Here is a 22,158-nt window from a genome sequence, read left to right as displayed (position 1 = left end):
CGAGAGACAAGGTCAGTCAGTAACGGTTACGGGGGATATCGACCCACTGTGTTCCTCCTTCCCGTCGGTCGGAGCTAGGTGAGCCGGGTCCAGGTCGATCCGGCGTAGCAGCTGGGCGTTGAGGGCGACGATGATCGTGGACAGGGACATCAAGATGGCGGCGGCCGCCGGGGGAAGCAGCACACCGATAGGGGCGAGCACTCCGGCGGCCAGGGGAACGGCCACGATGTTGTACCCGGTCGCCCAGACCAGGTTCTGGACCATCTTGCGGTAGCTGGCATGGGAGAGCTCGATCATCGACAGCACGGCCCGGGGATCATCACTGGCCAGGACCACCCCGGCGGACTCCATCGCCACATCTGTACCCGCGCCAATCGCAATACCGACCTCGGCCCGGGCCAGGGCCGGGGCGTCATTGACACCGTCGCCGACCATGGCCACGCTCAGACCGCGCTCCTGCAGCTGGGTGACCTTGGTGTCCTTGTCCTGCGGCAGGACCTCGGCGAAGACCTCATCAATGCCTAAGTCCTGACCGACGGCGTGGGCCACTTGCTGGGCGTCGCCGGTGATCATCGCCACCTTGACACCACGGGACTGCAGGGCGCGTACCGCCGCGCGGGATTCGGGGCGGATTTTGTCCTCCACTGCCACCGCACCGATGATCTCACCGTCGCGGACGACATGGAGCACTCCGGCACCTCGCTGTGCCCAGGAACCGGTGATGTCGGCGAGCTCACCTGGGGTGGTCAGATTGAACTCGCGTAGCATGTTCGGCCCGCCCACGAGGATTTCGGCACCGTCGACGGTGGCCCGGATCCCGCGGCCGGAGGCGGCGGTGAAACCGGTTGCGCGCAGCTGACGCTGCGAGGCCTCCGGGTGTGCGGCCGCGGCAGTCACGATCGCGCGGGCCACGGGGTGCTCACTATCGGCCTCAGCGGCGGCGGCCAGGGCCAGCAGCTCACCCTCGGCGATACCCGTGGCCGGAGCCACGCCGGTGACGGCGTGTGCGCCTTCGGTCAGGGTGCCGGTCTTGTCGAAGAGCACGACGTCGATGGTGCGCATGTGCTCGAGTGCCATGCGGTCCTTGATGAGCACCCCGGATTTCGCGGCGCGCTCGGAGGAGATCGCGATGACCAGCGGGATGGCCAGGCCCAGGGCGTGCGGGCAGGCGATGATCAGCACGGTCACGGCGCGGACTACCGCGTCGTCGGGGCTGCCGATGATGGTCCAGACCACCGCGGTGATCAGGGCTGCGATCAGGGCGAACCAGAACAGGAAGGCTGCGGCTCGATCGGCCAGGGCCTGGGCCCGGGAGGAGGAGGCCTGGGCGTCGGCGACCATGCGCTGGATGCCTGCCAGGGCGGTGTCCCCACCGGTGGCCTCCACCCGGATACGGACGGTGTTGTCGGTGGCCACGGTGCCGGCCACCACGGTCTCACCGGTATCCCGGTAGACGGGTCGGGATTCGCCTGTGATCATGGCCTCATCGAATTCGGCCGCTCCGTCGATGATGGTCCCGTCGGCCGGGACGCGGGCACCGGCTCGGACCAGCACGACATCGTCGACGGCCAGCTCTGAGATCGCTACGGTGCGGGTGGTCCCGTCGACGACCTTCTCGGCCTCATCGGGCAGGAGCGCTGCCAGCGCGTCAAGCGCGGAGGAGGCTGCACCAAGAGCGCGCATCTCCAGCCAGTGGCCTAGCAGCATGATGGTCACCAGCAGGGCCAGTTCCCACCAGAAATCTAGGTGGAACCCGCCCAGCCCCAGGGTGGTGACCCAGGAGGCGATAAACGCCACGGTGATCGCCATGGCGATCAGGAGCATCATGCCCGGTTGGCGGGATTTCAGCTCGGTCATTGCGCCCTTGAGGAAGGGGGTGCCGCCGTAGAGGAAGATGATCGTGCCCAGGACCGGAGGAATCCAGTAGGCTCCCGGAATCTCCGGAATATTATATCCCAGCAGGTCGGCGAACATCGGGCTGAAGAACACCACCGGAACCGACAGGATCAGCGACCACCAGAAGCGGTCCCGGAACATCGCGGCGCTGTGGCCGGCGTGTTCACCGTGACTGTGGACCTGGTGTTCTTCATCGACAGTGGAATGCGGATGATCGTGCGGCATGGCCTGGCCGTGGGTGGCGGCATCCGCATGGTGCTCGTGACCGGCATGATTCGGGTGGTGGGTGTGGTCTGTTTCCGGAGCGGGGTGATCACCGTGGTGGTGGGGAGTGCTCATGAGGTTCCTTCCGCTCAACCCAGTCGGGGTCGAGATGATGGGCGAATCGATCAGGACAAGACGGTGTAGCCGGTCTCCTCAATTGCCCGGTGAACGGTTTCCAGGGGCACGGAACCCGTGACCGTGACGATGGAGACCCCACCGGCGATGAGGTCGACCTGGACGTCGTCGACCTGGGGCAGAGCGCTCACCGCCTCGGTGACGTTGCCGGCGCAGTGTCCGCAGGTCATGCCTGTGACCTGGTAGGTGGTGGGACCTTCAAGTGTTGCATCGGTTGCCGCGGCCACGGCCGGGGCGGAGACGGTCGCGGACGGCGTAGAGGGCGCGCAGCATCCACAACCGTCGGAGGCCAGCGGCAGCAAGGGGGAAGTCGGGGTGGTCATCGGATCGCTCCTGTGGGATCGGGGGATCAGGCGGGGGTTCCCCTCCCACAATATACCCCTATGGGGTATTGTCAAGGGGTTGATACGGATCGCTGCCGAGGTCATCAGAATTATTGTCCCCGGGAGTGGGGTTACTGAGCATCAGGGACACGTTTTCCTGGTGCAGGGGAAGACGGATGGTGAAGACCGATCCGGCACCGGGGCCAGGAGAGGTGGCGGTGAGAGTGCCGCCGTGGGCCTCGATCAATGCCTTGGAGATGGTCAGACCGATACCGGCCCCGCCGTTGTCCCGACTACGGGCGGCATCCCCCCGGTAGAAGCGTTCGAAGATGTGTCCGAGCTGGCCAGGTGGGATGCCCTCGCCGTCATCGGCGACGTGGATGAGCGCGGTGGACGCCCCCTGTCGGTGGACGCTGATCCGGACCTGCCCGCCGGCCGAGGTGTGCCGTAGCGCGTTCGACAGGAGATTGCTCATCACCTGGCCGAAGCGTTGCCGGTCCACGAGCACCCGGGCGGTGTCCGTAATGGTCTCGACCTGTAAATCGACGCCTTTATCAGCATAAGCTTCCCCCGCGGCAGCAGCGGCGGTATGGAGCAGATCCCCGAGCCCTTCCTCCGCCAGGTCCAAATCGATCCGGTGTTCCTGGGCCCGGGAGACATCGTCGATGTCTTCCATCAACCGGGTCAGGCGGGTGAGTTGGTCAGCCATGATCGTGTGGGTGGCATTATTCCAGTCCACGACCCCGTCCTGGAGACCATCGAGGTAGACCGTGAGCACCGATAAGGGGGTGCCCATTTCGTGGGCCAGATCAGAGAGCATCTGGCGGCGGACCTGTTCGGTGTGTTCCAGCCGGTCGGCCATGGTGTTGAAGGCATGAGCCAGGGTGGTGACCTCGGGGCCTGCTTCTCCGGCGGGCACGCGGATACGGTAGTTGCCGGCCGTCAGGCTGGTAGCGGCGCGGGTGAGATCCTGCAGGGGGGTGCGCAGGCGACGCGATAACCACAGGCTGGCCAGCAGGGCGCTGATCAAGGCGGTGGGCAGGGCGACGGCCAGGGTGATCAGGTTGGCGTCCCGGTAGGCCTGCTCGGCATGGAACAGCTCCAGCGAGGGGTCCTCCCGGCCGGTCATCAACATATGATCATGGAACAGGGTCGGGCCCACCATCGTGGCCACGGCCGCGGCCACCAGCAGGCTAATCACCACGACCAACACCTGGGCGGCCAGGAAGCGGAAGGTCAGGCCGGGTCCGTGATTCATGGCTGCCCCACCCGGTAGCCCACGCCACGCACGGTGTCGATAAACCCCCGGCCCCGGGTGTCGGTGCCGAGCTTGCGACGCAAGTTGCCGATGTGGACATCGACGATGCGTTCATCACCGACCCAGGTGGTGTCCCAGACCTCGGTGACCAGGTCGTGGCGGGTCAGCACCTGGCCGGGGCGCAGGGCCAGGGCAACCAGCAGCTCGAACTCCGTGCGGGTGAGCTCCACGGTCGTCTCCCCCACCCGCACCTGATGGGCGACGGGGTCAAGGATGAGGTCACCAACGATCAAGGGGGTGGTCACCTGCGGTGGGGTGGTGCTGGTGCGCGGGCGGCGCAGCACCGCATGCACCCGGGTCACCAGTTCCCGGATGCTAAAAGGTTTGGTGATGTAGTCATCCGCCCCCAGGGTCAAACCGCTGATCTTGTCGTCCTCGCTGCCACGCGCGGTGAGCATGAGGATGTAGCAGTCCGAGAAGGTGCGGATCCGTCGGCACACCTCCAGGCCGTCGAGTTCGGGCAGCCCCAGATCCAGCACCACAACATCGGGGGAAAAGCGACGGGCCTCGTCCACGGCCTGGGTGCCGGTGTGCGCCTGGCGGGTGTCGAAGCCGGCCCGGATGAGGTAGGAGGCCACCATCTGAGCCAGGGGTTGTTCATCATCGACGACCAGCACCCGCCCCGGGGGCGTGGCGGTGGTCGGTGTGCGGTCAGCCATAGACCCCAGTATCGCTTCTGCCGGGGGAAATACCACCCTCGCTCAGTGCCCGGCGGGGAAATCTTCATCAAATCTTCAAACATCACCCTTCGACCGCCGTCACCCCTGTGCCCCACCCCGGGCCGGCGGCATCGCCTCCCCTGGTCAGTTCAGCAAGCGCCACCAGGGATTTCACTGCCTGCACCGCATACCCGGGGCGGGTAGAAGGACATCGCCCACGGCTGTGGGGTGGTGTCCCGGTGGTGACCCAGCCCACCGGAGTCACCCCCTTTTCGCCCTGTCATAAGGCTGTGAGCAGGGTTTTTGATTTCTGGGCCGTCAGGCACCCGTGCTAGAAAAGGTATGGCATCGACCTTGAGGCGGTGTCTTCTCACGGTCTTACCACGATCCAAGGAGATTGACGTGAAACGAGCAGCGATCGCAGCCGCCGCCCTTGCCCTCGCCCTCACGGGGTGTTCGGCCGCCGACCCGGAACCCACCGCCGACGGGACGGTGTCCCAGGATACATTCCTGACTACCCATGGCCTGGCCGCCATGGACGCGGTGGAGATCATTGATCACCTCGACCGGCAGAAGGTCACTGAGCGTCCCACGGATCTGATCGCCTCCGTGCGTGCCGATGAACTGCTGCTCTCGAGCGATGACCAGGAAGTCGTGGTCGATCTTCCCGACAATCAGACGTATGTCTCGGTTGCTCCGTATATCACCTCCACCCACGACTGCTTCTACCACAGCCTCACGACCTGCCTGGGGGAACTCGACAATGAGGATATCCAGGTCACGATCACCGATGAAGCGACCGGCGAGGTCCTGATCGATGAGCAAACCACCACCTTCGACAACGGGTTTGTCGGCTTCTGGCTTCCCGATGATGCCACCGGCACCATCGAGATCACCCATCAGGGGCGCACCGGTGTCACCGAGTTCTCCACCACCGAGGACGGGGCCACCTGTGTCACGGACCTGCGCCTGACCTGATGCCTCAGCAGTGGGTTTCCCCTGATCCTTCCCCTGATCCTTCCCCTGTGTCACTCAGACTTGCACCAAGGACGGTTTAACCATGACAAGTAGTTTTTCCCGGCGACAGTTTCTGCTCGGCGGGCTCGTACTCGCCGGCACCGGGGCCGTGGCCGCCTGCACCAGCGACCCTGGACCCGCTGCCTCGGCACCAGGTCCCTCCCTTCGCCCCACTCCCACCCCCACTGCGCTCGGCGAGCCGACGGTGCGCCGGACACTGACCGCCCGGCCCCTCTCCCTGGATATCGGCGGCATCGAAGCCAAGACGTGGGGATACGTCTCTGACACCGGGGATGCGGCCATTGAGGCCACCGCCGGCGACGTCCTCCAGGTCGATATCACCAATGAACTGCCTGAGAGCACCTCCATCCACTGGCATGGCATCGCACTCCACAACGCAGCCGACGGTGTGCCCGGCATGACCCAGGACCCCATTGAACCTGGCGAGTCTTTCTCCTATGTTTTTGAAGTCCCCCACGGTGGCACCTACTTCTACCATTCCCACACCGGCCTGCAGCTTGATCGCGGCCTCCACGCCCCACTGATCATCCGTGACCCGCAAGACGCTGAGGACCAGGACGTCGAGTGGACCATCGTGCTCGACGACTGGGTCGATGGCATTCAGGGCACTCCCGACGATGAGCTCGACAAGCTCACCGGAATGGGTTCGGGCGACCATAACGGGAGGATGGGAATGGGAGGTCACGGCCAGATGATGCACGGCACCCCGGACCGGGTACTGGGCGGGGATGTCGGCGATGTGATGTATCCGCACTACCTCATCAACGGACGTATCCCCCGTGCTCACCGGACCTTCGAGGCTCGCCCGGGCGACAAGGCCCGCCTGCGGTTTATCAACTCCGGCGGTGACACCATCTTCAAGGTGGCCCTCGGTGGTCACCGCATGACCGTCACCCACACCGACGGCTTCCCTGTCCAGCCCTGGGAGACCGAATCGATCTACCTGTCGATGGGCGAGCGTGTCGACGTCGAGGTCATCCTCGGCGACGGCATCTTCCCGCTCACGGCTTTGGCGGTGGGTAAGGACGACCGCGCCTTCGCCGTCATCCGCACCGCCGGCGGCCAGGCCCCCCGCCCCGATGTCGACTTCCCCGAGTTGTCGTCCACCGGACTGCTTCTGTCCTCCCTGAAGCCAGCAGACCGTGCACTCCTGCCCGAGGGCACACCAGACCGAGAAGTCAGCATCGACCTGGGCGGGCAGATGATGCCGTATGAATGGAGCATTCTCACCGACGGCCAATCCTCCTCCGCGACCGTGCAGGAGGGCCAGCGCCTGCGGATGGTCATGCGCAACAGGACCATGATGCCCCATCCCATGCACATCCACGGCCACACGTGGGCGCTGCCCGGCAGCGGCGGGCTACGCAAGGACACCGTCCTTCTCCGCCACGGTGAAACCATGATCGCCGACCTGATCGCTGACAACCCCGGTGAGTGGGCATTTCACTGCCATAACGCCTATCACATGGAAACCGGGATGGTCAGCTCGCTTCGCTACGAGTAACCCCCACAGCAGGGTTGAGTGCCGAGGTGGGCAGAGTCGCTGCAGACCACCCACCGGGCAGCACGATGACCTTCCTCGGTGTTGTGGTCTTCCGGGACAACCAGAACACCGTCTTCTTCCCCACCACCCCGGAATAAGGAGATCTAATCCATGCCGAGCACACCCCGCAGAGCCGCCATCGCGGTTGCCGCGGTGCTCACCGCCGTGACCCTGGTGGCCTGTTCGGTGCTGTTGCAAAGTTGGGGCAGTAGGAAGACAGGCGTGAAATAATCACAGCCATAGGTATCTTCTCCGGTCGTCATTTCCCTCGCGAGGTCATCCTGTGGGCGGTGCGCAGGTCACTGCCGCTACGGCGTGAGCTGACCTAAGATCTGGAGGAAATGATGACTTCAGCCGCGGCGTGCCGGTCGATCACACCACGATTCTCACCGCTGGGTCCAGAAATACGCCCCTGAGCTGGACAAGCAAACACGGTGGTACCGGCAGGTACCCGACTGGCAGGCCAGTTCCTGGCGGGTGGATGAGACCTATATCCGGGTCGGCGGCAGGTGGTGCTACCTCTGATCTGGCGATCACCGCCGGTGGCCAGACCCTGGACTTTTACCTCTCTCCGAAGCGGAACGTGGCCGCAGCGAAGCGTTTCCTGGCCAAGGCCCTCAGATCCACTGCGTCAGCCGGGTATCCCAGAGTGATCAACACCGATAAAGCACCCTCCCTAGCCAGGGCAATCGCCGAGTTGAAGTCAGAGGGAATCTGCCCGCCAACAGTGGAACACCGGCAGGTGAAATACCTCAACAACATCCTGGAAGGCGACCATGGTCGGCTGAAGCGGATCCTCGGGCCGAAAGGCGCGTTTAAGAACTTAGACATCTGCATATCGGACGTTGAAAGGGATGGAAGCGATGCACTCCTTGCGGAAAGGTCAGGGGACGATGTTTGCTTACGGGCAACCGAACCCGGACGCGGTGATCGTCAGCCGGGTCTTCGAGATGGCCTGAGAACGCTGAGTCGCAGAGACCATGGAGAAATGAAACTCGGGCGTTCGTGGCCCCTCCACCCGACTTTGCAACAGCACCGTTGAATTCAAGCGGGCAGAGACACATCTGGCCCTCAAAATTTTCCTTTTACTGGAGACCACTGTGTACTCAATTTCAGAAACTATCGCCCGCACTCTTATGCCCCGCACCGATCACGTTTTCGACCTGATGGGCAACGGAAACGCCTGGTTCGTCGATGCCCTAGAACGCCTCGGGCGAGGCATCATCACCGTCCGCCCCACAGTTGAAACCGTGGCCGCCACGGACACCTACCACCGCGTCACCCGCCGCCCGGCGGTCGCTACCACCACCTATGGTGCTGGTTTCACCAACACCATGACCACGCTTGCCGACGTCGCCCTCTCCCGTATCCCACTTCTTTTGGTTGTGGGCACTGCCCCGAGCGCCGGGCCTCGCTGTTTCGACATTGACCGGCAAGGACTCGCACGTGCCGTAGGCGTGGAAACCTTCACCGTGCATGCAGATGACGTTGCTGCGGTAACTCTTCAGGCTTGGAATAATACGCCGGAAAACACACACGTGATTCTGGAAATCCCCTATGACCTAGCAGCTGCCACAGCCACCGATCCAACAGTGACTACATACCTGCTGCGCCCCGGATTTCAGAAACTCCCGATGTCACCGACCTTGTCCTAGCTCTACGCAATACCCAAAATCCCCTCCCTCTTGCAGGTCGTGGCACACGCGAAGCACAGCAAAGCATCCTGGAATTGGCAGATCTTTTGGCAGCTGATGTAGCCACCAGCGCGCCCGCCCGAGGATTCTTCCATCCCTCAGGAAACTCTCGCGACCTGGTCGTATGTGGAGGTTTCGCTGCGACCGGTGCAGCTTCAGAAATACGCCGAGCCGACGTGGCACTTGTGCTGGGCGCCGGTTTGAACCAATTCACCATGGCATTCGGGGAGGCTTTCGGTGAACTCGCGGAAGTGCTCCAAGTGGATCTTGAAACACAGACCACCAACCCGCGCATTAACCATTTCATTAGCGCAGATAACACAACTGTTGTAGACGCAGTGCTTTTAAAGCTTCGTACACAAAATTTCCACGCACCGCGCCAGCTATACCTGGACGATAATCCTCTGACATGCCCTGGCGGACACTTCATCGGAGGGGCCAACACCTACTTCGACCTGGAATCACGAGACAGCATCGTGCTTTTGGGAACCGCCTTCCAATCCATCGGCCTCGGCTTCCCCACCGCCGTAGGTGTCGCCACAGCTGCTGGGCAAGAGCGCCTCACCGTGCTTGTCACCGGCAACGGAGGCGACATGATGGCGCTTACCGACGCCGACACCTTCCTTCGCACCGAGTGCGCCCATCATTGTTAACGGACGCATCCTCGGTGCTGTTTGTATTGCCACGCCTCTCAACCGAGTGATCAGGTCAGTGGGCCAAGATTTCGGCGATGCGACACGTCATGCGGCTGAAAAAATGGCCGCACAACTGGCCTAACTCTCCGAGACTTTAGCGAAACGGCACCTCACCCAAGGTCCTGCGCAGTTTACGGGTACGCAACCGTTCAGGATCTACTGCCAGGTATTCCATGGCTCGCACGGCACACATCACGTGCGCTTCCTTCGAATTGGAATAGAACGCCTGCGCCTGCGCTGGGAGTTTCGGCACTGCATGGAGGGGAAGGTCGGACACGCTGAGCAGGGTTCCATACGGAATGCGGTATCGATATCCGTTGGTGGCCAAGGTGGAAGATTCCATGTCGACAGCTGCGGCGGTGGATCCTTTGAGCCAGTTCCAGAGGTCTTCTGGGGTGTGCCATTCCCAGTTTCGGTCGTCGGTGGATAGGACGGTGCCGGTGCGCATCAGGCTGTTGTCAGATCCGTAGATTTCATCAACGCTGGCTTCGAGTGCTTTTTGGATTTCTGGGATGGCAGGAATGGGGTTGCCAAGGGAAATGCGTTTGTCCAGAATGTGGTCTTCGCGCTGGTAGGCGTTGCCTAAGATGAGGTCGCCGATGCGCATGCGGGCGTCCATACCAGCACAGTGGCCGATCATCACCCAGGCTTCTGGGCGGAGTACAGCAAGGCAGTCGGTGATAGTTTTTGCATTGGATGGGCCCACACCGATGTTGATAATGGTAATACCGTCACCGGCTTCGGTGATGAGATCGTAACGAGGCATTTGGAAACGGCTAGTCAGATCAAGGGTTTCCGTTCCGAGGCTGGTGGCGGTCTCTCGGTCAATTACCTGCCCGTTTGGCAAGGATAGACCCACGTAGCGGGAGTCTTCCGAGGTGAGTTCGGACATGGCAAAATGCACGAACTCGGTGGTGTGCATGGCGTAGTTGGTGAACAGAATGTACTTCTGCACGTGTTCCACGTTGATGCCGGTGTAGTGCTCGATGCGGGCGCAGGCGATGTCGAAGCGTTGCGGCCCGAAGTGGAAAAGCGGGAGTTCGGGGCCGTTGAAGGCGTGCCAGTCGCCGTCGATAATTGCGTCGTGGACTTCATCCAGGGTGGGGCGTGGGATGATATCTGCAACATCACCAGCACGGCGAGCTTCGGTAGCGGAAGGTGCGCCGCGAATGTACTCCGGTGGGATGCGGATATCTGACTCAGATACGTAAATCTTGCAGGGATAATTGCTGGTGAGACGCTCGAGTTGTTCGCGGAGGTAACGCTCAATCACGCGTGGTTTGGACAAAATGGCAGAGTAACGTCCTGCACGATCAACGTAGCCGAAAGGTTCGGTACGGTCGATGGGTTTCCATTCCAGCACGTCAACGGTGAGTTTGGGGTAAACAACATCGGCGTATGCGGCGTAGTCCTCATTGTTGAGGGTTTCTTTGGCCAGTTTGGTCGAGGTGTCGTAGATGTCAATGAGCTTTGCAATTGCGTCATCGATCGTTGTTGCTTCCATGCGCACCACATTATCTTTAGCTGGCACCGGATGCGCTGTGAATTAAAAACTGTGCTTTTATAGGCGTATGCATGAAACCTCGCGTGATAATTTCCAAGTCGATCTCGGTGGAGTTGTTGATCTTTTAAGTCGTCATATTTATTCCGGCCCCCGGGTGTATGTGCGTGAGTTGTTACAAAATGCAGTTGATGCGTGTACCGCTCGTGTGGAAATGGGCGAGGCTGATTACGTTCCGAGTATTAAGATCCGTCCGATTACTAAAGAGCGTGCCACGTTTTCACTGATTGATAATGGTACGGGCCTGACCGTGCAGGAGGCGCGGGAATTGTTGGCGACGGTGGGTCGGACGTCGAAACGCGATGAATTCGGTTTGCAACGCGAAGGCCGACTTGGGCAGTTCGGCATCGGACTGCTTAGTTGTTTTATGGTGGCAGATGAGATCATCATGGTGTCACGTGCGGAAGGGTCGCCTGCGATTCGGTGGACGGGTTTTGCCGATGGCACATTTTTGCTCGAAACCCTAAATCAGGAAGCCTCGGATGTCATTCCCGTGGGCACTACTGTGCATCTTGCTCCGCGTGCTGATGAGCGCACATTGTTAACGGAAAATTCCGTGGTCTCCATTGCTAGCCACTATGGCCGCTACTTGCCTTTTCCCATCGTGGTGCAAGGTGAGAAGAACACTACTATCACCACCACTCCGGCGTTTGCGCAAAATACGGACAGCCAGGTCAGGTTTCATGCCGGTAGACAGCGTTTAGGCAAGGCTCCTTTTGATGTCATCGACATTTCCGGGCCTGGTATTGAAGGTGTGGCTTATGTGTTGCCTCAGGCGCAAGCTCCTCATATGTCTCGGCGCCACAGCATTTATGTGAATCGAATGCTGGTATCTGATGGACCTTCAACAGTGCTTCCTAGCTGGGCTTTCTTTGTTGAGTGTGAGATCAACTCCAGCGATTTGGAACCAACTGCATCGCGTGAAGCACTCATGGATGATACTGCGTTTGCTGCCACCCGGGAACATATCGGTGAGCGCATTAAATCGTGGCTGATTAATCTTGCTATGACCAAACCTCACCGCGTGCGAGAATTTACTTCCATTCATGATTTAGCGTTGCGTGAACTGTGCCTATCTGATCCAGACTTGGCCGAAACCATGTTGGGCTTGCTTACTTTGGAGACCTCTCGTGGGCGCATCACCATTGGTGAGATCACCACGTTGTGCATCACTGAAGATATCTCACTGCAGCTAGCCACCACGTTGGATGATTTTAGGCAGCTCAACGCCATTGCACGTCCGGATACGTTGATTATTAATGGTGGCTACGTTCATGACAGTGACCTGGCTAGACTCATTCCCGTTCACTACCCTCCTCTTACGGTATCTACCGCTGACCTGCGTGAATCCATGGATTTGATGGAGCTTCCACCTCTAAAAGATATGGAAAAAGCCAGAGCCTTGGATGCGCAAGTCACAGAATCGCTGAAAGATTTCCAGATCAATGGCGCAACGAGGGTTTTTGAACCTGCAGATGTTCCTGCTGTGGTGATTATTGATTCCAAGGCGCAAGCCTCAAGGGATCGCAATGAAACACAAAGCGCGACTACTGATCGCTGGGCGGATATTTTGGCAACAGTAGATGACACTTTGAGCCGTCAGGCAGCCAATACCTCGAAAAGCCAAGGTCTTTCCGCGTTGTGTCTGAATTGGAATAACTCACTGGTCAGACAATTGGCATCAATAGATGACCACGCTGTGGTGTCTAGGACAGTGCGTTTGCTGTACGTCCAAGCTTTACTTTCTGGCAAGCGACCATTGCTGGCTAAGGAACGTACATTGCTTAATGATTCGTTGGCAGATCTGGTTTCTTTGTCTATATCACCTGAACTCTAAAGTAACCCTCCGCTACGCTCGGAGACATGGATTATGGCTTTGAGCAGTCAGCAAGCGCGTTATTAGATCGTGCAATGAATATGCCCATGAATGATGAGCAAGTTGAAACTTTTCAGCTTGCTTTGAATGTGGCGCAGGAAACCGGGGATGAAGATACAGAATTTAAGGCTCGGTTGTTTTTAGCCTCGTTGGCTAATGTCAACGTGGATCACACCTCCCTACTTACGCACTTTTCCGCGGCTGTTGGAATGCATGATCGCGATCCGCTGCGTTTTCCTGGTGAGAGTTTAGACGGTTCCTATCCGGATCTGTTTTGGCTGTACAAAAATGCCCTCAACCTGGTGGTTAGCTCTGTGTTGTTCACGCGTGAGCAGATCGACGACATGCTTGATCAGATGGAGGACCACTACTCAAGCGCGGGTATTCCGAATCTCGCGATTGATATTGAATACCGCGACGACGCCCTCATTAACGGCTCCCTCGAGCACGCGCTTAAGCGCCAAGAGCTTATCGACGCCTCCTCCTACAGCGATCCCTTCGACGATTGTCCAACCTGCAAGATTGCAGGAAAATTTGCACTCGCGATGGCAACAAAAGATTTCGACGAAGCATCAAACCTTGTTACCCAGATCTTAAGCTTTGGTTCAATCGGCTGTGTCATGGAGCCGGAGACCACTACCGCTGCTTTTATGATGCAGGCGTTGAAAACTGGGGATGTCGAATTTGCACGTCATCTACAAGACGTCAGCGCCAAGGCAAATCCAGAGTTTCAATCGCTTGATACTGTTGGGCGCCATTTAGAATTCCTTGGAGTAACCGGAAACCACTCCAAGGGGCTAGCTCTACTTACCCGCTACCAGCACCGATTGATCACTGATCCGTTGGCCACCTTGGGACATTTCCAGTTCTACTTGGGTGCTTATACCTTGTTGTCCTCTACCGACCGCGCAGGGTTTGGCGATGTGATTGTCTCCGGTAGTGGTGAGGTGTTTGGCCAAGATGTGGATTTGAGCGTCGACAAGCTTAAAGAGCGCTGCCTGGAATTGGCGCGCAACCTTGCCCGCGAATATGACGCCCGCAATGGCAATGATAATTTTGCCAAACGCTTTGAAGCCTCCACGGCCAATGCCGATTTGGATATTCCAGTGAACTTAGGCGGATCCAATTTGCTGCTTCAGGTGCAGACAGCCACCCCGAGTGAACCTGAAACTGTTGAGGATAAGCTGTCGTTGTTCTACATCTGTCTGAAGCGCGGAGCTTTTGCCGATTGTCAGCGTTTTGTGCTGAGCGACGAAGAATTTGCGCAACTCTCCGACTTTGACCGCGTGCACTACGCGATGGCTTTGCTTTTCCCACCAGAGCAGGAAGATAAAGGCCGCAAACTGTTCATCGATGAGCTTCGTCGCCAGGACTATTTGGCCGCTGACTATCTTGAGGCGCAAACTAATGACGAGCTAAGAGACCCCAACACACCGGAATTTTTGACCGAAGCGCAACTTCTTGAACGTGATCTGAAATCTTGGATCCTGCTTCGTCAAATGTGCCTCGATGGCCTAGATTTTGCTCCCTATGGAAGCGAAAGCTACAAAGCGCATAAAGTTGCCCAGGAAATCATCGCAGCTACTGAATCCAAACCGGAGTTTGCACAACAAAATCTGCAAGCCCGTTTTTCTGCGTTTGCGTCCAACCTTGCTCTAGTGGATGGAGAAGTAGATAAGGACACCTACCTGGAGCTTCGCAAGGTAGGAACCGCGGCGCAGGTGCACACGCTGGATATGCTTTACGGCCAACACCTGCTTGCTTTGGACATAGAGACTTTGGCCCCACAATCTCCAAACACACAAACCGGCGAAGCCATCCTCGATGAGGTTCTTGGATTCTTGATCAATGCCGGTTTGCGTGAAGCCACTGCTCATCTGGCAGAGCAGTTCACAGAGTTTTACTCCATTTTTGGGAAATCTGAACGCGTCGTGGAAATGGCCAGGCTTGCCGTCGAGTCGATGCAGGCTGCAGGTTTGCCACACCGCGAGCAAGAATTGAAGTTGGGTATCCACCTTGCTGCGGTCGAACCAGTTGAAGCTCGCGAGATTCTAGAAAAGCTTCTCCTACCGAAATTTACCCAAGAATCGGAATTTGATGAACTGGAGATGGAGGCTCTTCTTGCTTTGGGAAGAACCCTTGTCACCGTTGATTCAAAGGCAGCTGCCGCGATCCTCCTTCAAGCTCGCGCAATGGCCGCTGCGTTTGAAAACTTTGAGATTGCAGTCCAAGCAATGCATATGCTTACTGGAGTTTTATATTCCCTTGGTGAACTCGAGTGGCTCCTGGACGAGCTCAATGACACACTCCCCTTTGCCCAAGTACTTGATGATGAACACGAAGCAGAAATCAAACTGCTCGATAACATCGCCATTGTTCAAGCAGATCTGGGGATGACTGAGGCGCTTGATACCTTAAATACCGCCTATGAGCTCGCAGATTCCGCTCTGCAGAAGCTGTATGTGCAGGAATCCCTCAACCGCACTTACTTCACTTTTGAACGCCTTGATGACTGCCTCAAAGGATGTCACAGGGCGCATATCTTGGCGATGGCAACTGGAGATCCTTCCAACGCTGCATCCCAACTTGAACAAGGCGCCCTGTATGCGTTCCAAAGCGGAAATCTAGAGGCGGGTGCAGAAATGCTCGAGAATGCCTTTAATGTTCTCGACATTCCCGTCGAGCAATCGGCGTATTACGCCACCTATCTGTCCTCTGTTTATGACGATCTTGGCAACCCCAAAAAGGCAGAATATTGGGCCAAGAAAGCTGAAGAAAAGGAACGATTTATGGATTAAAGTGTTCTCCCATGAGATCAGGGAACACTAATCGTGTCTTCTTAGGCGTTGCCTTCCTGCTTTTTACCGCAGGGTGGGCAGCTAACCATTTTGCCTCAGTGTTAGTGCTGATCAGAGAACAACTAGGTGTATCAAGCGTGCTGGTCAACGGCGCTTTTGGTATTTATGCGCTGGGACTTTTACCCAATTTGCTTGCCGGCGGTGTGCTTGCTGATCGTTTTGGTGCACGCATCGTTGTCCTCACCGGCGGTGTGGTCTCTGCTGCCGGAAACTTTATGCTTTTGTTAGCCCATGATGGCCCCGCCTTGCTGGTAGGAAGGTTCATCGTCGGCTTGGGGGTTGGCCTGGTTGTTAGCGCAGGAACTGCATGGGCAGGTCGGCTACGGGGTGCAAGTGGTATCACGCTGGCGGGAATTATTTTAACTGCCGGTTTTATGGTGGGGCCGATTGTGGCAAGTGGGTTGGGGGTTGCGTCGACAAGCATTATTTTGCCGTTTGCCTTAACCGTTGCCCTTTCACTGCTCGCGGTGATTATTGGCTGGCTTTTTGGCGATGCGCGCAGCACACAAAACACCTCCAGCGGGGCTACGGGAATTAGCCATAAGCGCAGCATGACAAAGGCGCTTGCGGTTTCTTTGCCGATGGCAATTTGGGTGTTTAGCTGCATCACCACATCCCTTGTTGTGCTTTCCGCGCGCACGGCTGAGAATTTTTCTAACACCATCATGCTGCCGGGAATCGCCGCAGCCATCGCGTTCAGCGCAGGATTGATCGCGCAATTTTTAGGCAGAAAATTCAAGTGGGGACGCGGTTCCGGCATTTTTGGCGCGCTATGTGCTTTAGCGGGAATGCTGCTGGCAGCGATTGGCGGCATCGCTGTTCCGGTGTGGCTTTTCGCGCTTTCATCGATTCTGCTGGGCACGGCATATGGGCTCTGCCTGCGCGAAGGGCTTTTAGGCATCGAAACATATACGCCTTTAAATCGACGAGGCACGGGCATCGGCATCTATTACGTGTTCACGTATTTAGGATTTGGGCTCCCAGTGCTTCTCGACGCCCTCCTCCCCCACTTTGATGCCTCCGCTCCGCTTTATGCACTTGCGGTTCTTGCAGGTGGCTCAGCTATTGTGCGCGGGGTTCAGATCAAACGTGGGTATGTGGTTTAGGGAGTTTCCTGCAAGGTAGATCTGTGGCCTGGGAGTATGTCTTTAAAATTCGGGATTCGGGGGACTAGTAGCGGTTTTATGTTGGGGACGTGGTTGGTTTTTAGCGATCTGGTTGGGCAGTGTCTTAGGACCAGCACAGACGACCAAATCCATAAGCGCTCGCAGGATTCTTGGTCGCCAGATCAAATTTGAAGGCGGAGATACCGGCGTATGCGACCAAAACTTGCTCTCAGACGGGCTCGCTTGGTCTCCAGATGAAATGAACCGCAAAACTTAAAAAGCGGTTAGAAAAAAACAGCCCCACAGATTCGCCCCTCAAGCCCTTTTAAGACCCCAGGTGATACAAATACCCATTGCCAAAAATCAGCCGCTTAAACGGCCTGTAAAAGGCGCTGTCCAAGGAATCCGGATGTGCAGAAATCCGATGAGTTCATCCCCTTTGATCGAGCTGCAGAAAGCGCAATATTTAGTCAATCATTTGACATAAACACTTGGAGTAGAAGGCGTAAGAACAGATCACCATACCTGAAATTGTCAAAACCTTGACAATATTTTGTGATGTGGATAACGTGTTTGCCATCACAAAAAATTGGAGGACACCATGTCTATCGATCTTTCAGCACTCCCCAGCCAAGTAAATGATGGCTACGCTCCCGCCACTTGCCCTTTTGGTTTTAGCGCAGAAAAAGCTGCTGAAAATTTTGACCCTTTCGGCACCGAATATCAGCTCAACCCCGGTGAAGCTTTAAAGTGGGCACGCGAAAACGCCCCAATTTTCTTCGATGAAAAATTAGGGTACTGGGTGATTACCCGTTATGAAGATGTGCAAGAAGTTTTCCGCGACAATGTCACATACTCACCTTCCAATGCTTTGGAGAAAATCACTCCGCTTACCCAAGAAGCCCAGGAGATCCTCAAAGCTCATGACTTCAGTTTGAATCGCACGTTGGTTAATGAGGATGAACCACAACATACTGCCCGACGCCGTGCGTTAGGTGGAGCATTCGATACTAAAGAGCTTGCCCATCATGATGTTATGGTGCGCAAACTCGTGCGCGAACGCATTGAGCAATTCCAAGGTTCAGGCACCGTCGATCTAGTTGGGGCACTGCTTTATGATGTTCCGCTCACCGTGGCCTTCCACTTCTTAGGTGTTCCAGAACATGACATGGAACTGCTGCACAAATATTCTGTCGCCCATACTGTTTCTACCTGGGGTCGACCAAGCGATGAGGAACAAGCAGAAATCGCATCCTCGGTGGGTAAGTTTTGGCAGCTAGCTGGCGATATTCTGGAAGAGCTACGGGAAACTCCAGAGGCGGAAGGATGGATGCCTTTTTCCATCCGCATGCAAAAAGAAATGCCAGAAGTAGTTACAGATTCTTACCTTCACTCCATGATGATGGCCGGCATTGTTGCAGCTCATGAGACCACAGCCCATTCTGGAGCGAATGCAGTAAAGCTTATTTTGGAAACCCCAGGCCTGTGGCAAAAGTTGGGCAAACATCCAGAGCTTATCCCCAACGCAATCGAAGAATGCCTGAGGCTATCCGGCGGTGTTGCTGCGTGGCGCAGGATCACCACTACCGATACGGAACTTTCTGGCGTGAAGTTGCCTAAAGGTTCAAAACTGCTCATGGTGTCCGCTGCAGCAAACCGTGATCCAGAGGTTTTCCCAGACCCAGACGTTATTGATCTTTACCGCGACAATTCGGCACAGCACCTCACCTTCGGTTATGGCAGCCACCAATGTTTAGGTAAAAATCTTGCTCGTCTGGAGCTGCAAGTTATCCTTCAGGAATTAACCACGCGCTTTCCTGATCTCACTCTTGCTGATCAAGAGTTCACATTTGTAGCCAACACATCATTCCGTGGACCTAATGCACTACAGGTGGAATGGGATCCAGCAAAAGTGCAAACACCTCCTGCTGAATTTCCCGAGATGGTTTTCAACGGTCCGAGCCGTGAACTACGCACCCGCAAACTCATGGTGAAAAATGTTGATGATTCAGTACCAGGAATCCGCCGACTTGTGTTGGAATCCGCGGAATCCGAGGAATCCGCCGATACCGCCGATGGCAATCCCCTGCCAAGCTGGCATCCAGGTGCACATATTGAAGTGGAAGCGGGTGGAGTTAACCGCCATTATTCTCTCTGCGGGGATGATCCACAGACCTGGGAAATTGCCGTTGCTCTAGAACACAATGGTCGTGGTGGATCCCGGTGGATTCATGAGAATTTGGTGGAAGGATCCACCCTTAATGTCAGGGGTCCGCGCAACAATTTCCGAGCAGATGCAGACGCCACCCACCTGATTCTCGTAGCCGGAGGAGTAGGCATTACCCCTATGCTTGCCATGGCTGATGATGCCAAGAAACGTGGCATTTCCTACGAGCTTCACTACTGTGGCAAGAATCGCTCTACCCTTGCCTATCTTGACCGCATTGAACGTGATCATGGCCCCAACACAGAACTTCACATCAGTGATGAAGGAACACGCCTTAATATTGAGCAGTTCCAAAAACGCCATGCTGAAGGTGTACAACTTCTTGCCTGCGGTCCTGATCGGCTGACCAGCTCTTTGCTTGAACAATTACCGCAGTGGCCGGAAGGAAGTATTCGACATGAAACCTTCACTGCGCTTAATGCCCTTGATTCCAGCAACAATGAAGAATTCACAGTAGAGATTAATTCCACTGGCGAGGCGCTCACCGTGGCAGCAAACACCACGTTGTTGGAAACATTGGAAAGCTCTGGTCATGATGTTTACGCCGACTGTCGCGAAGGGCTCTGCGGAACATGTGAAGTTGGGGTACTTTCGGGTGATATAGATCACCGTGATCATGTGCTCAGCGAACGGGAGAAAGAAACCGGAGCCAAGATTCTCACCTGTGTTTCCCGAGCTAAAGGATGCTCAAAACTTGTTCTCAATATTTAATCAACGGTTAGGAGAAAGCAGTGGCTGCACTAATTAGAGGTTCTGGTCCGCATCATGTCCTTGTGCTAAATGGGTGGTTTGGTCATGCCGCTGATTGGGGACCTTTTGGCACTTACCTCGATGAGGATAAATACACCTGGCATTTTTGGGATTACCGAGGTTATGGCAGCCGCAAGGACGAATCAGGTGAGTTTAGTCTTGAAGAAATCGCGGACGATATCGTGGCATATATCTCCACAATAGAGGCAGAAAAACTATCACTTTTAGGCCACTCCATGGGTGGGGTGTATATGCAAAAAGTGTTGGCCCAAAGCCCTGTTCCCATTGTTTCGCTAGTGGGTATTTCTCCCGTTCCAGCAGCAGGAACCCCCTTTGATGAGGATTCCCGAAAGCTGTTTACCTCAGCAGGCCAGGATCCACAGTCCCGGCGCGCCATCATTGATTTCACATCGGGTTCTTCGCAGCCTGATGCGTGGTTGGATGAGTTGACTAAATCCACGGAAGAAAACTCCACGCCGGAGGCGGTAGAAAAGTATTTCTATGCGTGGGCAGATTGTGATTTCGCGGATGAATTGGGCAGCCAAACGCTCCCGGTTTATGTCATTACGGGAGCGTTGGATCCTGCGGTGACCAAGTCGGTGGTGGAATCTACGTTCAGTCCGATTTATAACAATCTGACGGTTGAAGAGTTGCCCGATGTCGGACACTATTCCATTTTCGAGCACCCTTTGGGGCTTACATCCAGGGTGCTTCGTTTTTTGGATTCGGTCTAGTATTTCCGCAAATTGACTGGTTCTTGCCCGCGCCATCGCCCACGCAGCAGTGATGCGATGTGTTCGTGCAGGTTAATCAACTCTTCAGTGCGGTTGCTCAGCGTGCGCGCAATAAATCCGCGCAGCGCCGTGCCGGGCGCGCTTAAAAAATTGACGGCGCCGTACACATGAGGGTTTTCGGCAAGCGACGCATTCAGCTCCGCAACAAGCTGCTTATCGACGCCCTCCCCCACCACAATCATCTGCCCTGAATGTGTGTACTGCTCGGTCCACCCAAAGCTACCTTCCCTAGAGTCTGGGCGCAGCAATAAATTATCCAGAAGAAATAACCGACCCGTGGTGGCGTCGGTGATTTCGGTGTGCAAGCGCATCTCATCGTAGGCAAAGTGTTTGCCATCTGGGTGCCAGCCAGGAGTTATTTGTTCACTGAGCACAAATGTCGAGGTTGGATGCAATGTCACTTTGGTGAATTGATGATACGTGGATTCCCGGTACGCGATGGTTTGATCCGCCAAATATTCCAACACCGCGTTTTCACCGACTTCGATCTCCGTGTGCTGCGTTGCTGGTCCTTGCGGAGTGCGGTAGATCTTGGTCGCGGACTGGGTGGTGATCAACGCCTGGGCGTTATCTTTTACCGTGAACTGTTGTTCATAGACATCTCCACCTAGGTATCCACCACCTATTGCGATGATGGTGTAACAAACTTGACCGGAGTCATCTAAATAGTGAGGTCGAATAACCCGCAGGGCACCCTGGTGAAATTGTTCCACCGCACGGCTTTGCCCTTGGGGTCCTTGATCATCAATGGTGAGTTTGAGTGTGCCCACCGGTTGAGTTTGTGTCATTTAGGCTTCCTGCAAGTCCTGCATCATCACCTCATGGCGAATCCATTCCAAGACCTGATCTAAACCTTCATCTGTGCGCAGGTTGGTCAGGCAAAATGGTTTGTTCTTGCGGAATGCTTTGGCATCTTCAACCATGATGTCCAGGTTGGCACCGACGTATGGGGCAAGGTCTGTTTTGTTGATGATAAACAAATCAGACTTGATCATTCCCTGTCCGGCTTTCCTTGGGATCTTCTCACCTTGGGCAACATCGATGATGTAGATGGAAAAATCAACGAGCTCTGGGGAGAAGGTTGCAGAAAGATTATCGCCACCGGATTCGACAAAGATCAGTTCCAAATCTGGGAAGCGTTCCACAAGATCCTTGATTGCCGCATCATTCATGGAGGTGTCTTCGCGGATTGCGGTGTGAGGGCAGCCACCGGTTTCGATACCAACGATGCGTTCTTCTGGCAGAACTCCATTGGCCGCTAGGATCTTGGCATCTTCGATGGTGTAGATATCGTTAGTGATTGCAGCCATGCTGACTTCGTCGATAAGCGCTCGCGTAATCCGCTCTACCAGCTGCGTTTTTCCGGCGCCTACAGGTCCGCCTACCCCGATTCGAATTGGGCTCATTTTTAAAATCTCCTT

The 22,158-nt window shown here is 56.5% G+C and carries 16 protein-coding genes and 1 pseudogene; 10 read left to right on the top strand and 7 right to left on the bottom strand.

Annotation, left to right across the window (positions count from 1 at the left end):
* Positions 1–12: 12 nt before the first annotated feature.
* From N24_RS00725 to N24_RS00710, 4 genes are read right to left on the bottom strand one after another with little or no spacing between them, the layout of a single operon-like run.
* Complete coding sequence (locus N24_RS00725; RefSeq protein WP_096453454.1) at positions 13–2,235, bottom strand: copper-translocating P-type ATPase; 2,223 nt, start codon at positions 2,233–2,235, stop codon at positions 13–15.
* Positions 2,236–2,285: 50 nt separating this feature from the next.
* Complete coding sequence (locus tag N24_RS00720) at positions 2,286–2,618, bottom strand: heavy-metal-associated domain-containing protein (protein ID WP_096453452.1); 333 nt, start codon at positions 2,616–2,618, stop codon at positions 2,286–2,288.
* 58 nt (positions 2,619–2,676) lie between these two features.
* A complete protein-coding gene (locus tag N24_RS00715; protein ID WP_096453450.1) occupies positions 2,677–3,876 on the bottom strand; it encodes a sensor histidine kinase in 1,200 nt (399 codons plus the stop codon).
* Positions 3,873–4,595 carry a response regulator transcription factor gene (locus N24_RS00710; RefSeq protein ID WP_003859491.1) on the bottom strand — a complete coding sequence of 241 codons (723 nt, stop codon included), beginning with the start codon at positions 4,593–4,595 and terminating at the stop codon, positions 3,873–3,875. The genes N24_RS00715 and N24_RS00710 overlap by 4 nt, the downstream gene beginning before the upstream one ends.
* A gap of 402 nt (positions 4,596–4,997) precedes the next feature.
* On the opposite strand from N24_RS00710, the gene N24_RS00705 reads away from it, so the two are divergent.
* The 5 genes and pseudogenes from N24_RS00705 to N24_RS00685 all read left to right on the top strand — a co-directional run bounded on the left by N24_RS00705 (position 4,998) and on the right by N24_RS00685 (position 9,523).
* Positions 4,998–5,573 carry a CueP family metal-binding protein gene (locus tag N24_RS00705; RefSeq protein WP_003859489.1) on the top strand — a complete coding sequence of 192 codons (576 nt, stop codon included), beginning with the start codon at positions 4,998–5,000 and terminating at the stop codon, positions 5,571–5,573.
* 82 nt (positions 5,574–5,655) lie between these two features.
* Positions 5,656–7,137: a multicopper oxidase family protein gene (locus tag N24_RS00700; protein ID WP_003859486.1), complete on the top strand. Its 1,482-nt coding sequence runs from the start codon at positions 5,656–5,658 to the stop codon at positions 7,135–7,137.
* A gap of 278 nt (positions 7,138–7,415) precedes the next feature.
* A pseudogene (locus N24_RS00695) lies at positions 7,416–8,135 on the top strand (IS6 family transposase).
* 141 nt (positions 8,136–8,276) lie between these two features.
* The gene (locus tag N24_RS00690; RefSeq protein ID WP_096453448.1) at positions 8,277–8,831 is read left to right on the top strand and encodes a thiamine pyrophosphate-binding protein; all 555 of its coding nucleotides are present in this window, start codon (positions 8,277–8,279) and stop codon (positions 8,829–8,831) included.
* Complete coding sequence (locus tag N24_RS00685; protein ID WP_331713146.1) at positions 8,777–9,523, top strand: hypothetical protein; 747 nt, start codon at positions 8,777–8,779, stop codon at positions 9,521–9,523. The genes N24_RS00690 and N24_RS00685 overlap by 55 nt, the downstream gene beginning before the upstream one ends.
* A 136-nt stretch (positions 9,524–9,659) precedes the next feature.
* Here the strand turns inward: N24_RS00685 and amn are convergent, their stop codons facing one another.
* Entirely contained in the window at positions 9,660–11,069 is a 1,410-nt protein-coding gene (amn, locus tag N24_RS00680) for an AMP nucleosidase (protein WP_096453446.1), read from the bottom strand.
* 67 nt (positions 11,070–11,136) lie between these two features.
* Between amn and N24_RS00675 the strand changes: the two genes are divergently transcribed.
* The 5 genes from N24_RS00675 (at position 11,137) to N24_RS00655 (ending at position 20,677) form a co-directional block, all read left to right on the top strand.
* Entirely contained in the window at positions 11,137–12,963 is a 1,827-nt protein-coding gene (locus N24_RS00675; RefSeq protein ID WP_096453444.1) for an HSP90 family protein, read from the top strand.
* A gap of 26 nt (positions 12,964–12,989) precedes the next feature.
* Positions 12,990–15,800, top strand: a complete 2,811-nt coding sequence (locus N24_RS00670) for a hypothetical protein (protein WP_096453442.1) — start codon at positions 12,990–12,992, stop codon at positions 15,798–15,800.
* An 11-nt stretch (positions 15,801–15,811) separates the two neighbouring features.
* Positions 15,812–16,966, top strand: a complete 1,155-nt coding sequence (locus N24_RS00665; protein WP_096453440.1) for an MFS transporter — start codon at positions 15,812–15,814, stop codon at positions 16,964–16,966.
* A gap of 601 nt (positions 16,967–17,567) precedes the next feature.
* Positions 17,568–19,904, top strand: coding sequence for a cytochrome P450/oxidoreductase (locus N24_RS00660; RefSeq protein WP_096453438.1), 2,337 nt, complete (start codon positions 17,568–17,570; stop codon positions 19,902–19,904).
* Positions 19,905–19,924: 20 nt separating this feature from the next.
* Positions 19,925–20,677: an alpha/beta fold hydrolase gene (locus tag N24_RS00655; RefSeq protein WP_231910771.1), complete on the top strand. Its 753-nt coding sequence runs from the start codon at positions 19,925–19,927 to the stop codon at positions 20,675–20,677.
* On the opposite strand, the gene N24_RS00650 is transcribed toward N24_RS00655, so the two are convergent.
* Together N24_RS00650 and ureG are read right to left on the bottom strand one after the other, a co-directional pair.
* Positions 20,674–21,525: an urease accessory protein UreD gene (locus N24_RS00650; protein ID WP_096453436.1), complete on the bottom strand. Its 852-nt coding sequence runs from the start codon at positions 21,523–21,525 to the stop codon at positions 20,674–20,676. The two genes, N24_RS00655 and N24_RS00650, sit on opposite strands and share 4 nt — an antisense overlap.
* Entirely contained in the window at positions 21,526–22,143 is a 618-nt protein-coding gene (gene ureG / locus N24_RS00645) for an urease accessory protein UreG (protein ID WP_096453434.1), read from the bottom strand.
* Positions 22,144–22,158 lie beyond the last annotated feature (15 nt).

Source organism: Corynebacterium suranareeae, assembly GCF_002355155.1.
Classification (GTDB): domain Bacteria; phylum Actinomycetota; class Actinomycetes; order Mycobacteriales; family Mycobacteriaceae; genus Corynebacterium; species Corynebacterium suranareeae.
This window is presented reverse-complemented; position numbering and strand designations above follow the sequence as displayed.

Coding starts and splice junctions, on each gene's coding strand:
- N24_RS00715 (WP_096453450.1), bottom strand. CDS start 3,876: ATGAATCACGGACCCGGCCTGACCTTCCGCTTCCTGGCCGCCCAGGTG.
- N24_RS00725 (WP_096453454.1), bottom strand. CDS start 2,235: ATGAGCACTCCCCACCACCACGGTGATCACCCCGCTCCGGAAACAGAC.
- N24_RS00720 (WP_096453452.1), bottom strand. CDS start 2,618: ATGACCACCCCGACTTCCCCCTTGCTGCCGCTGGCCTCCGACGGTTGT.
- N24_RS00650 (WP_096453436.1), bottom strand. CDS start 21,525: ATGACACAAACTCAACCGGTGGGCACACTCAAACTCACCATTGATGAT.
- N24_RS00710 (WP_003859491.1), bottom strand. CDS start 4,595: ATGGCTGACCGCACACCGACCACCGCCACGCCCCCGGGGCGGGTGCTG.
- N24_RS00665 (WP_096453440.1), top strand. CDS start 15,812: ATGAGATCAGGGAACACTAATCGTGTCTTCTTAGGCGTTGCCTTCCTG.
- N24_RS00675 (WP_096453444.1), top strand. CDS start 11,137: ATGCATGAAACCTCGCGTGATAATTTCCAAGTCGATCTCGGTGGAGTT.
- N24_RS00660 (WP_096453438.1), top strand. CDS start 17,568: ATGTCTATCGATCTTTCAGCACTCCCCAGCCAAGTAAATGATGGCTAC.
- ureG (WP_096453434.1), bottom strand. CDS start 22,143: ATGAGCCCAATTCGAATCGGGGTAGGCGGACCTGTAGGCGCCGGAAAA.
- N24_RS00700 (WP_003859486.1), top strand. CDS start 5,656: ATGACAAGTAGTTTTTCCCGGCGACAGTTTCTGCTCGGCGGGCTCGTA.
- N24_RS00670 (WP_096453442.1), top strand. CDS start 12,990: ATGGATTATGGCTTTGAGCAGTCAGCAAGCGCGTTATTAGATCGTGCA.
- amn (WP_096453446.1), bottom strand. CDS start 11,069: ATGGAAGCAACAACGATCGATGACGCAATTGCAAAGCTCATTGACATC.